This window comes from Rhizobium sp. BK602 (assembly GCF_014195095.1).
In the GTDB taxonomy this organism is placed as follows: Bacteria; Pseudomonadota; Alphaproteobacteria; order Rhizobiales; family Rhizobiaceae; genus Rhizobium.
This window is the reverse complement of sequence record NZ_JACIBC010000010.1, coordinates 57,516-69,027: the sequence shown is the minus strand read 5'-3', so window position 1 is coordinate 69,027 and position 11,512 is coordinate 57,516. Positions and strand designations below refer to the sequence as shown.

The window sequence follows — 11,512 nt, the reverse complement described above, 5'->3', positions numbered from 1 at the left end:
ACGCCCTGGTATTCGTTCGGAGGAGACATGCATGCGCGCCATTCTGGCTATCGACCAGGGCACCACCAATTCGAAAGCTATTCTGGTCTCGGAGAATGGTGAGCTGATGTCGCGCGGCGCATCGCCCGTCGGTATCAGCTATCCGCAGCCGGGCTGGGTCGAGCAGGACCCCAACCGGGTTTGGCAGTCCGTTTGCGAGGCCGTGCGCCTCTGTGTCGAAGCCGCGCCGGCGGCGACCATCGAGGCTGTGGCCGTTTCCAACCAGCGCGAATCCGTGACGGTCTGGGATGGTGAAACGGGTGAGGCGCTCGGGCCTGTCGTCAGCTGGCAGTGCCGCCGCACGGCGCCCGACTGCGCAAGGCTGATCGAGCGTGGTCATTCGCACCGGGTCGAGCAGATCACCGGCCTGCCGATCGATCCGATGTTTCCGGGGTCGAAGGTCAAATGGCTGCTCGATCGTGCCCCGAAAGGGCGATCGATCCGCATCGGCACGGTGGATAGCTGGCTGATCCACCGTCTGACGGGCGGCAAGCGGCATGTCTGCGATGCCTCAAACGCCGCGCGAAGCCAGCTTTTCGATCTGAGTTCGCAGCAGTGGAGCGATGAGCTCTGCGATTTGTTCGGCGTCGGCAGGGAGGTCCTGCCCGAGGTACTCGACAGTTCCGCGCATTTCGGATCGACCATCGGGTTACCGGGCGTGCCTGACGGAACGCCGATCCGTGCCGCCATAGGCGACAGCCATGCCGCGCTGTTCGGACATGGCGCCTACAAGGCCGGCGATGGAAAGGTGACATTCGGGACGGGATCGTCGGTCATGACGACGCTGCCGCATTTCATCGCTCCGAGCAACGGCATCACCACCACCGTCGCCTGGCGCATCGCCGGCAATCCGACATTCGCCTTCGAAGGAAACATCCTCGTCTCCGCCGCCAGCCTGCCTTGGATGACCGAGGTGCTGGGACTGTCCGATGTCGCCGAGCTGATCGAGCTGGCGTCGACCGCGGAATGCGGCGGTCCGGGTTTCGTGCCGGCCTTCGTCGGTCTCGGCGCGCCCTACTGGAATTCCGATGCGCGCGCCCTGTTTTCGCAGATCAGCTTCAACACCACCCGTGCGCAGATGGCGAGAGCGGTGACGGATTCGATCGCGTTTCAGGTGCATGATGTCTTTGCGGCGATGCAGAGCCAGAATGGCGGGACGATCGGCGCGCTTTATGTCGATGGCGGTCCGAGCCGGAATACCTTCCTGATGCAATGCGTCGCCGATCTCCTCCAGCACCCCGTCATCCAATGCGAGGCGCCGGAGGCATCGGCTCTGGGGGCAGCCTATCTGGCGGGCCTGTCGCTCGGCCTATGGGCGGATCTGGACGCCATCGCGCGCCTGCCGCGCAGCAATACGCTCATAAGACCGCAGGCGAATGACGCGCCGGAAAGACTTAAAACGTGGAGCGACGCTATTGCCCGCTCGACGTTCGGCCCATCGCCCGCTAATGGTGAATAAAAATTCACCGCTGGGGCAAGCATGGGACGCATCAACGAACTTCGCCTGATTTCACGCGTCGCGCAGATGTACCATATCGAACATAGGCGGCAGGCCGATATCGCCAAGCATTTGCGGCTGTCGCAGGCGACCGTCTCACGCATGCTCAAGCGCGCGGAAGCCGAGGATATCGTTCGCACCACCGTCATCCCTCCGGCGGGCACCTATGCGGAGATGGAAGGCGCGCTTCGCGAGCGTTTCAATCTGCCCGAGGCCATCGTCGTCGAATGTTCGGAGGATCGCGACGGCGCGATCATGGCGCGCATCGGCGAGGCGGCGGCGCATCTTCTCGAAGTGACGCTGGCGCCGGGCGAAATCATCGGCGTCTCGAGCTGGAGCCAGACCATCTTCAAGACGGTGGAAAACATTCATCCCCAGAAGAGCGCGCAGGCGAAATATGTCGTGCAGACGCTCGGCGGAATGGGCGACCCGTCGGTGCAGACGCATGCGACGCAATTGACGACGAGATTGGCCCGGCTGACCGGAGCGGAGCCGAAGCTTCTGCCGGTGCAGGGCGTGACAAGCTCGCGCGAGGCGAGGCTTCTGATGATGGCCGATCCCTTCGTGCGCGAGACCGTCGATCTCTTCGGCTCGATCAGCCTTGCCATCGTCGGGATCGGCGCGGTCGAACCGTCGGAGCTGCTCGCACGCTCCGGCAATATCTTTTCCTCGCGAGAGCTCGCCGACCTGGCCGAGGCGGGGGCGGTCGGCGATATTTCGCTTCGCTTCTTCGATCAAAAGGGCAAGACCGTGAAGACGCCGCTCGACGAGCGCGTCATCGGGATTTCGCTGGACGAACTGGCCAGGGTCGATCGTGTCGTGGCACTCGCCGGCGGCGAGAAGAAGACGGCGGCGATCGCCGGTGCGCTCCGTATCGGCGTCATCGATACGCTCGTGACCGACAAGTTCACCGCACAGCGCCTGATCGATCTGGCGGCAGCCTGATCGCGCCCGCTCCGACCGAAAAAATTGTTTCTGCCGTCATCGTGTCGTCGCGCGGATATGCCCCATATCCTTGTTTCCCTCCGCAGCTCGGTCTTGTGCGGGGAGCAATGGGATTGTCAGGCGGCTATCGCGGCTGCCTTCTTCACGAGGAAAGAACCATGGCAAGACGCCTGATCGATATTTCCGTTTCGATCGACAACGACACGCTGGCAGACCCGCCGCAGATGCGCCCGGAGATCACTTACAAGGACCATAAGAGAGGTGCCGCCGAGATGGCCACCGTCTTCGCCGGCCTGCGCCCGGAAGACCTTCCGGATGGCGAGGGCTGGGCGATGGAGGATGTCAGGCTCACCACGCACAACGGAACCCATCTCGACGCGCCCTGGCATTTCCATTCCACCATGGACGGCGGCAAGCGTGCGCTGACCATCGACGAGATCCCGCTCGACTGGTGCATGCGGCCTGCCGTCAAGCTGGATTTCCGCCATCTGCCGGACGGGCACATCGTCTCCGCCGGCGAGGTGGAGGCCGAGCTGGAGCGTATCGGGCACCGCCTGGAGCCGCTCGACATCGTTCTCGTCAACACGGCGGCCGGAGCTGCCTATGGCAAGCCGGATTACCTCGCCCGTGGCTGCGGCATCGGGCGTGAAGCGACGCTCTTTCTGCTGGAAAGAGGCGTGCGCGTGACGGGCACCGACGCCTGGAGCTGGGATGCGCCGTTTCCGCATACGATGCGGCGTTTTTCCGAAACCGGAGATGCCGCGATCATCTGGGAAGGCCACAAGGCCGGCCGCGATATCGGCTATTGCCATCTGGAGAAGCTCGCCAATCTGGAAGAGCTGCCGGCGACCGGCTTCACCGTCTCCTGCTTTCCAGTGAAGATCGCCGGGGCCTCGGCGGGCTGGACGCGCGCGGTTGCCATTCTCGAGGATTGACCGGCCGAGGAAAGGACATCCGCGCGTCGATCGCGGATGTCCGACGCATCCAAGCCTGTCTCCGGAATATAGGATACAGAGCCTTTCGCTAAATCCGGCAGGACAAGCTAACTCTAATCGCTATTGGCGTCTTTCTTCAGCACAGCACCGGCTATTACCGTATTTCTACCGTTCGTTTTGGCACTGTACAGCGCCGCATCGGCAGTTTCGAGAATGATGTCCCTGGTTGACGGCATGGTCGAGGCATAAGGGCCGATAGCGGTGGCAATGCCAATACTTACCGTTATGGTTCCCAGCGGGCTTGCCTTATGCGACCGATTCAGCGTTGCGACATTCAAACGGATGCGTTCGGCAACGGCGCGCGCACCGTAAGCGTCGGTATTCGAAAGAACGGCCGCGAATTCCTCTCCCCCGTAGCGAAATGCCGTATCGCTGGGTCTTAGAAGGCTCTGTTTAATTGCGTAGGCGACGTCCGCCAAACACTGATCCCCCATCATATGCCCATACTGATCGTTGTAATGCTTGAAAAAATCGACATCAATCAGCAAGACTGAAAGGGCGGAATTGTCGTCGTGAAGCCGCGTGATTTCATCCACCAAAGTCTTGTCAAAGTGGCGTCTGTTGAACAGGCCTGTCAGGTGATCGCGGACAGCCAACTCTTCGAGGTGTCTGTTGGCTTGGGCAAGCCTTTCGTGAAGAAGTTTGCTTTCGGTGGCGTCGGTATGAGCAACTGAAATTGCTATGGTCTTGCCAACAGTATCCCGGATAGGTGTAACCGAGACGATATAGGTTCTGCCTCTTATACGCAATTCATGCTCGGGAACCGTACCTCCTGCGTCGAAGATGCGAAAATCACGGATGACATTCTGCCCTCCTTCTTCGTGAAGGTCAGCTACTTTCACGCCGATGAGGTTGGAGATCGGCCGACCTGCCAGAATGGCATGCCTCTCATTGACCGCGAGCAGCCTCCCGTCGCGATTGATCACGCAGAGCGCGACCGGAGCGGTAGCATATACAGTATCCAGATAGGCGGGGCGCGATTCCAGTGCCAACAAGCCCGTCGGAGTAATATCGCGATATGCTCCGCGATATGCCGAGAACGACCCGAATTCGTCAAAAATACATGCACCACTAATTTCAACAATAGCTATAGTGTCGTCAGGTCTCGAGTAGCGGCCGACCACGCCAAAGAACGGCTTTGCAATGGCCCGCGCCGCGGATAGAATCTCCGTCACCCGTATTGAATCTTCAATATGCATGCCGTCCAGCAACGATCTGCCAATCATTTCCATGGATTGGAAACCAAGTAGTTCTGCTATCTGTGGAGACGTTGAGATGTGGCGAAGATCGGCATCGATCTCCCAAGGCAGGCTGGAGTTTCCCTTCGAGCCCTTTTTCAATTCAAGATCGTCAAGTCTGGCAGTCATCTGCGAGAGAACGGCGTCTTCCCTGCCTTCTTCTAAGGCTCGTGAACGAAACTCAGGAACGTAGCTCCCTTTTTTTAGAACGATTTCCAAAGGGTCGCTGCAGCCTGTACCCTGATAGTATTTGCCAAGGGCCGCGCGAAGTCTTGTCGCGGTTGTGCGAACGATAGGATCGATGGAGCTATCGAACGACGGCGGTTTTCCAAATACCTCAAGTCCAATTGAGTAGGATTTGATCCTGTCAGATCGCCCCTGCAAAGTCTCGTGGACAACGTAGGAGAGAAATTTTCCAAGACGCTCAGATCGACGAAACTGTTCCGAATCCAAAATTTTCTGCAGGAGGTATAGAATCTGTTCGTGGCTACTATTGCGGTGGGAGTGCGGTTCAATCATCCAAAGCCCTTGATTTTCGCAACCAAATCCTCTGGCGAGGTGTTCGAGGGCGTTCCAAGGAGGCGTCTATAACGCTGTTGTCGTCGCAAGATTTGATGTGGCTGTATCGGCAGATCAAAACTGTCAGAACCGCTTTCAGGTGCATAGGCCTCAACCATGATCAAGCCTGAACAAGCTATCACACGGACATATAGCATTCACATTGAATTAGGCTAATCTAATTCGATCGCGGTTTAAAGATGAACCAAACGCTACATGCAGTGCGTAACAGTATCGGATAATGGACGATACGGTTTGTTACCTTATCTCTCCCTCTTTTTCGCTTTCTATTGAGTCATTCTTGATGTGTTACGGAGGAGGAGAGGTCATATAATTAGTATAAAATAATATTGTAATTAACTGATATTTCGAAATCCGAAGCATGTGTTGGATATAGATGAAGTCCATCACACTAGATGAGCAAATCGGGATTGCCCCATTCAAATGTTTGCCGCTTGTCTGCTTCTTTCTCAGAGAAGGGACCTGAATGTATGTCAAAAAACAGCAACTCTATGGCTGCGGCACAACTGCTACAGGTTCTGGCAAACGACAAGAGGCTTGAAATTCTTCGGATCGTTTCACAAAACGAAATTTCAGTGTCAGTACTTTCGAATAAAATAAACCTAAGTCAATCTTCGGTATCACAGCATCTGTCGAAATTAAGGATGCAAAATTTAGTTGAGACGCGCAAGGTGTCTCAAAATGTATATTACTCATGCTCGGATGAAAGAGTATATATCATGCTTGCATGCCTAGATTATATTTTTGAAAAATCTGGAAATCAGTGATTGCTTCTAAATAAGAGTTTATTTGTGAGGGTTCTGGCGTTTTTATACAGGTGCGTAATTTTCTTGATGAATATCTATACAGATCGCAATGCTATCGATACTCGATAGGTATTTATATTTCGATGTTTATGTAACTCGCCGAAGAAAATTAAAAGGTTAAAGAAAGAGAATATCGCGTGAGGGATGGTGGCATGAAGAATGCATATCGTCATTCGAGTGCTGGTCGCCGATATATTTGAATTGACTTCTTTTGCTGAAATGAGGAACAATTGTTCCACTGGTGTGGAAAGAGCTGCAGCTTGTCGAAAACACTGTCGCCACATTGGTTTTACAGTTGGTTTTCTTCTAGCATGGAAAGTGAGATTCCCCTGTCGGGCAAAAGTAGATTGATTTCAGACGCGCACCCAACCCCGCTTGAATTTGAATATGCGACTGAATGTGGGCAGGAACCAAGTGTTGCGTCCGCTGCTCTACTGGAACTCCTCCACTCCCCCTCATGTCTGGTTAATGCGGACGGAAGTGTTACGCATCTCAACGTTGCGTGGCGTCGGCATGTTGGCATAATGGACGGGGGGTGCGATTTCATATCCTGGGTGCAATTGATCTACGCTGAAGATCGATACGCCGCATTGTCCCATTTCCAACGGGCAATAGCGATGCGGGAGCGGATGGATTTTGAATGTCGGCTTCAGGATTGCCGTGGAGAAGCACACTGGTTTCTTCTCAGCTTGCAGCCCCTTGGCGGGATGCAGTCCGATCAGAGCGGTTTGCTGTGTTTAGCCACGGATATTGATAGGTTAAAGCGCAAGGAGCTTGATCTCGAAAGGCGTGCCTCGGTTCAAACCGACATGCTCAATATCAGCGTGGACTGCATCAAGCTTATTTCTCCTGACGGCACGCTGCTGCACATGAATAGAGCGGGTTGCGACGCACTTGGTGTCCCGGAAAATTCCCTGTTCGGTATGCCTTGGCTGGCGCTCTTGCCCGAAGACGTAAGGGTGGCGGGAGAGAAGGCTATTGCTTCCGCTCGTGCAGGTACATTTGCTCGTTTTCCCGGTCGCAGCGTGCTTCCAGAGGGGGAAGTTCAATACTGGGATAACATGCTGACACCGATCATGAATGGCGGGGCCGCGCCGACGGCCATCCTATGTGTATCCCGTGAAGTTACCGCCGAGCGCGAAGCGCTGGAAACACTGCAAGCCAATGAGGAGCGACTGGCAATCGCGGTAGCGGTCGGTGGTCTCGGTATCTGGGACTATGACATACGGCGTGATGAGTTGCATTGCGACGAAGCTTGGTATCGGATCATGGGGCGAGATCCAAGCTGCCCTATCCGGTCAATCGCTGAGTTTCGATCATTTATCCATCCGGACGACGTGGATAGGGCCACGGAAGTCGAACGGACAGCCGGCGACCTTACGGCTTCAAAACGTGACTACGCTATCGTGTTCAGAATTATCCATCCAAACGGAGATATACGGTGGGTGAGGTCGGCCGCCTACCTGCAACATGTGTCGGGAGCGCCAACCCGTGCTGTCGGCTTTGTCGTGGACATTACCGATGTATGGCACCGTGAACTGGCTCTACGGGACGCAAATCGAGTGCTTGAAGAGGAAAAAACAGTGCTTGTGCGTCAAAGCATAGAGGATCCGCTGACCGGTATCGCTAACCGACGTGGCTTGGATCGCGAACTCGCCCGTATATGCAGTGAGCCTGATTTCAAGGAGGAGGCGATCTGCATTGGTATGATAGATGTAGATCACTTCAAGGCCTATAATGACCGCTACGGTCATCTGGCCGGAGATGCAGCTCTTCGCAATATCGCGTCAGCATTGCAGTCCGTCGCCAGGCAATCGGATACCGTCGCCCGCTACGGAGGAGAGGAATTTGCATTCATTATGATGGGAGTGAGAGATCCGGTGCCGATTCTGGATCGCTTTATTGCAATTGTCGCAGAGCTAGCCATCGTTCATGCAGATTCACCCACCGGCCACCTTACCATCAGCTGTGGCTGTGTTGTCTTTACGTCTCTGGACAAGCTTTCGCCTGCGTTGCTTCTGAAGAGGAGCGATGAGCTTCTCTATGAAGCAAAGGCGGCGGGCCGAAATTGTCATGTTGTCCGTGTCAATTCGGCATAGGTAACAAGATAGCAATCCGAGTCGGCCGAACAGGGAAAGTGAGCGATTTTTCGCCCGGAATTGCGTGAAAACAACGGGATAGAGCAGTTGCCGATTCCGCGAAACGCAAACCAGTCTACGGTCTTCGCGATGGTGGAACGCTTCCCCTATCGCTGGGCAATTCGGACAATCCGAGCCCATCGGCCATGCGGATCAGGTCGGCCAGCGAGCTGGCGTGCATCTTGCGCATTGCCTGGCCGCGATGGACCTTCACGGTGATTTCGCTCAGCCCGAGTTCGGCGGCGACCTGCTTGTTGAGGCGACCCTGCGCCACCAATGCCATCACCTCGCGCTCGCGCGCGGTCAGCGTCGAAAAGCGCGCCTGGAGGTCGGCATCCGCCTCTTCCTGCCGCAGCCGGATGCGATCCTTTTCCAGCGCCTGCCGGATGGCGTCGAGAAGATCCTGCTCGCGGAAGGGCTTGAGGAGGAATTCCACCGCACCGGCCTTCATCGCGCGTACCGACATCGGCACGTCGCCATGGCCGGTCAGGAAGATGATTGGGAGCGGGTTCCCGCTCTTTGCCAGATCGTCCTGAAAATCGAGCCCGCTCGCATCCGGCATCCGGACGTCGAGCACGAGGCAGGCCGGACCGAAGGAACGCCTATGCGCCAGGAAGTCCCGAGGGGATGCGAAGCTGCCGACATCGTAGCCGACGGAACGCAGCAGACTGTCGAGCCCGTCGCGGACGGATGGGTCGTCGTCGACGACGTAAATGGTTGGCTTCCATTCCGCCATGGTCATCTCTTCATCCGCATTTCCGACGGCAGGATGAAACCGAACACCGCGCCGTGAGGGAAATTGGGCGCCATGTAGACCCGACCGCCATGGGCCTCGATGATGGATCGGCTGATGGTCAATCCCATGCCCATTCCACCCGGTTTGGTCGTGTAGAAGGCGGCGAAAATCTCGCCGGAGCTGGCGGCCGGCGGGCCGATGCCGGTGTCGCGCACGCTCACCGTGATCTTTCTGGCATCGGTCGCGGCGCTGACCAGCAGCGCGCGCTTTTCCGCATCGACCCCGCCCATGGCCTCGATCGCATTGATGACGAAGTTCAGGACCACCTGCTGGAGCTGCACGCGATCGCCCGTCACCGGCGGTAGGTCGCCGGCAAGCTCGGTGCGCAGGTGGATATGGTTGGCGCGGATCTCGTTGCGCAGCAGCGCCAGCGCTTCGGTGATCACGCTCGTCATGTCGATCCGGTCCTGCGGCGGGGAAGCATGGGCAACGAGGCTGCGGACGCGGCCGATCACCTCGCCCGCCCGCTCGGCATCCTTGACGATCCTGCCGAGAGCCTGGCGCGCTTCCTGCTCGTCGGCGGGCGATGCCGAGAGCCAGCGCAGCGCCGCATTGCCGTTGGCGGCAATCGCCGTGATCGGCTGGCTGACTTCATGGGCGATGGATGTGCCGAGTTCGCCAACGATCATGATGCGCGACATGCGGGCGAGTTCGGATTGGGCTTGCCTTGCCCCGGCCTCGATGGTCTCGATCCTGATGGCGAGATAGGTGGTGGCGCCGATCGCCAGCAGGCTGAGAGCGCCATTCACCATGCCGGATTCGGTATCCCCATGCCGCGTCAGCAGGTAGCTGATGATTGTGAGGGCCGCGCAGACGATGCCGACGGCAAATACCGCTTGCTGGCGGCCGGAGCGCACCGAGATCAGGATCACCGCGACATAAAGCACGGCAAAGGCAATCTCCAGGTCGGTCACGGTGTCGGCAAGGAAGATCAGGGCGGAGAGCAGCGCAATGCCGAGCCACAACAGCGGCGCTTCGGTCAGATATTGCAGAAATTCGCGCCTCATCCGGCCCTTGCCCTTCCACACGAATCCGCCGCACGGATCGCGGCAGGGTGCACGATCGCGCGACGGCTGGCAATGCCGCCGCCGCGCGGATCGATCGCGGCGGGGTGCATGACCGATCCCGAATGCGGTTGTCTCAGCTCGGGTTCTCCAAGGTGAAGAGATCGGCATTCTCATCATAGGCGAAATACTCGGCATAGCGGGCCCAGTTGGTCACGGCTTTCAGCGTCGTGCCGGCGTAATCCTCCGACATGTAGTCTTCCAACTCATCACGGAATCGGCGGGCCGGCGCGCGATGGGTCGGCCGCTCGTCGAGGACACGGCGGATATGGGCGGCAAGCGGCACATAGGTCGCCAGATGCTGCTCGAACAGCCGCTTGCGCTCGTCGACGTCGCTGTCGAAGAAGCGCAGGCCCGGCGCCGTCAGCCGGATATCGCCCCCCTCCAGATCGGCGAAGCGCAGCAGTTGCAGCGTTTCGGCGACCGGGAAGAGATCGTCGATATCGAGATGAAGATGCGCTGCAAGCGGCGGCAGGTCGGCATGTCCGCGATAGGGCTCGGCGGCGACCGTTTCGATCAGGCCGGACATCAGATTGGTCGAGACGCGCGGCAGGGCCATGGCGATGCCGGTGCCGGGGAACAGTCCGTCGCGCGTGGGTGTGCCCGTCCGCGCCGTCATCCGCGCATAGATGTCCTCGACCAGCATCCGGAAGGCAGGGTCGAGCCGGTTGCGCGGCTGCGGCAGGTCGACGCGGATTTCGGCGATGACACGGCCGGGATTCGAGCCGAAGATCAGGATGCGGTCGCACATCAGCACCGCCTCCTCGATATTGTGCGTCACCATCAGGATCGACTCGATCGGCATCCGGCCCTCGCACCAAAGATCGAGAAGATCGGTGCGCAGCGTCTCCGCCGTCAGCACGTCGAGCGCGGAGAAGGGTTCGTCCATCAGAAGCACCTTCGGGCGCACGACGAGAGCGCGGGCAAGGCCGACGCGCTGGCGCATGCCGCCCGAAAGCTCCTTCGGATAGGCGCTTTCGAAACCGTCGAGGCCGATGAGGTCGATGGCGGCCAATGCCCGCTTGCGGCGTTCGGCGGGTGCCACACCCTGTGCCTCCAGCCCAAGTTCGACATTCTGCAGGACGCTGAGCCAGGGGAAGAGCGCGAAGCTCTGGAAGACGACGGAGACGCCGGCATTGGGACCGGTCACCGGCTTGCCGTCGAAGCGGATATCGCCCTTGCTCGGCCGGATGAGGCCGGCGATTGCCCGCAGCAGCGTCGACTTGCCGGAGCCGGAGCGTCCGAGCAGGCCGACGATCTCGGCCGGGCGCAGTTCCAGGTCGACATTGTCGAGCACGACGAGCGATCCGGCCGCGCCCTTGTCGTAGATCTGGCAGACCTGCTTGACCGATACCAGGGATGCGCTTTCGGCGGCCCCGGCCTTCTTGATGAGAGTGATGGCTTCCATGTTCGT

9 protein-coding genes are annotated in these 11,512 nt (G+C 58.4%); 5 read left to right on the top strand and 4 right to left on the bottom strand.

Features of this window, described 5'->3' with window-relative positions; translation table 11 throughout:
- Positions 1–31 precede the first annotated feature (31 nt).
- The 3 genes from FHX11_RS26425 (at position 32) to FHX11_RS26415 (ending at position 3,417) form a co-directional block, all read left to right on the top strand.
- The gene (locus FHX11_RS26425; RefSeq protein ID WP_184363266.1) at positions 32–1,498 is read left to right on the top strand and encodes an FGGY-family carbohydrate kinase; all 1,467 of its coding nucleotides are present in this window, start codon (positions 32–34) and stop codon (positions 1,496–1,498) included.
- A 21-nt stretch (positions 1,499–1,519) separates the two neighbouring features.
- Complete coding sequence (locus tag FHX11_RS26420; RefSeq protein ID WP_184363263.1) at positions 1,520–2,482, top strand: sugar-binding transcriptional regulator; 963 nt, start codon at positions 1,520–1,522, stop codon at positions 2,480–2,482.
- A 158-nt stretch (positions 2,483–2,640) separates the two neighbouring features.
- Positions 2,641–3,417 carry a cyclase family protein gene (locus FHX11_RS26415; RefSeq protein ID WP_184363261.1) on the top strand — a complete coding sequence of 259 codons (777 nt, stop codon included), beginning with the start codon at positions 2,641–2,643 and terminating at the stop codon, positions 3,415–3,417.
- 113 nt (positions 3,418–3,530) lie between these two features.
- Here the strand turns inward: FHX11_RS26415 and FHX11_RS26410 are convergent, their stop codons facing one another.
- The gene (locus FHX11_RS26410; protein ID WP_184363258.1) at positions 3,531–5,234 is read right to left on the bottom strand and encodes a diguanylate cyclase; all 1,704 of its coding nucleotides are present in this window, start codon (positions 5,232–5,234) and stop codon (positions 3,531–3,533) included.
- A gap of 455 nt (positions 5,235–5,689) precedes the next feature.
- Between FHX11_RS26410 and FHX11_RS26405 the strand changes: the two genes are divergently transcribed.
- Positions 5,690–6,061, top strand: coding sequence for a metalloregulator ArsR/SmtB family transcription factor (locus tag FHX11_RS26405; RefSeq protein WP_348649737.1), 372 nt, complete (start codon positions 5,690–5,692; stop codon positions 6,059–6,061).
- Between the two features lie 299 nt (positions 6,062–6,360).
- A complete protein-coding gene (locus FHX11_RS26400) occupies positions 6,361–8,199 on the top strand; it encodes a diguanylate cyclase (protein WP_184363255.1) in 1,839 nt (612 codons plus the stop codon).
- Between the two features lie 115 nt (positions 8,200–8,314).
- On the opposite strand, the gene FHX11_RS26395 is transcribed toward FHX11_RS26400, so the two are convergent.
- The 3 genes from FHX11_RS26395 to FHX11_RS26385 all read right to left on the bottom strand — a co-directional run bounded on the left by FHX11_RS26395 (position 8,315) and on the right by FHX11_RS26385 (position 11,506).
- Positions 8,315–8,974: a response regulator transcription factor gene (locus FHX11_RS26395; protein WP_210292599.1), complete on the bottom strand. Its 660-nt coding sequence runs from the start codon at positions 8,972–8,974 to the stop codon at positions 8,315–8,317.
- A gap of 2 nt (positions 8,975–8,976) precedes the next feature.
- The gene (locus FHX11_RS26390) at positions 8,977–10,041 is read right to left on the bottom strand and encodes an ATP-binding protein (RefSeq protein ID WP_184363249.1); all 1,065 of its coding nucleotides are present in this window, start codon (positions 10,039–10,041) and stop codon (positions 8,977–8,979) included.
- Positions 10,042–10,174: 133 nt separating this feature from the next.
- The gene (locus FHX11_RS26385) at positions 10,175–11,506 is read right to left on the bottom strand and encodes a nitrate/sulfonate/bicarbonate ABC transporter ATP-binding protein (protein ID WP_184363246.1); all 1,332 of its coding nucleotides are present in this window, start codon (positions 11,504–11,506) and stop codon (positions 10,175–10,177) included.
- Between the last annotated feature and the right edge of the window lie 6 nt (positions 11,507–11,512).

Coding starts and splice junctions, on each gene's coding strand:
- FHX11_RS26425 (WP_184363266.1), top strand. CDS start 32: ATGCGCGCCATTCTGGCTATCGACCAGGGCACCACCAATTCGAAAGCT.
- FHX11_RS26420 (WP_184363263.1), top strand. CDS start 1,520: ATGGGACGCATCAACGAACTTCGCCTGATTTCACGCGTCGCGCAGATG.
- FHX11_RS26415 (WP_184363261.1), top strand. CDS start 2,641: ATGGCAAGACGCCTGATCGATATTTCCGTTTCGATCGACAACGACACG.
- FHX11_RS26410 (WP_184363258.1), bottom strand. CDS start 5,234: ATGATTGAACCGCACTCCCACCGCAATAGTAGCCACGAACAGATTCTA.
- FHX11_RS26405 (WP_348649737.1), top strand. CDS start 5,690: ATGAGCAAATCGGGATTGCCCCATTCAAATGTTTGCCGCTTGTCTGCT.
- FHX11_RS26395 (WP_210292599.1), bottom strand. CDS start 8,974: ATGGCGGAATGGAAGCCAACCATTTACGTCGTCGACGACGACCCATCC.
- FHX11_RS26390 (WP_184363249.1), bottom strand. CDS start 10,041: ATGAGGCGCGAATTTCTGCAATATCTGACCGAAGCGCCGCTGTTGTGG.
- FHX11_RS26385 (WP_184363246.1), bottom strand. CDS start 11,506: ATGGAAGCCATCACTCTCATCAAGAAGGCCGGGGCCGCCGAAAGCGCA.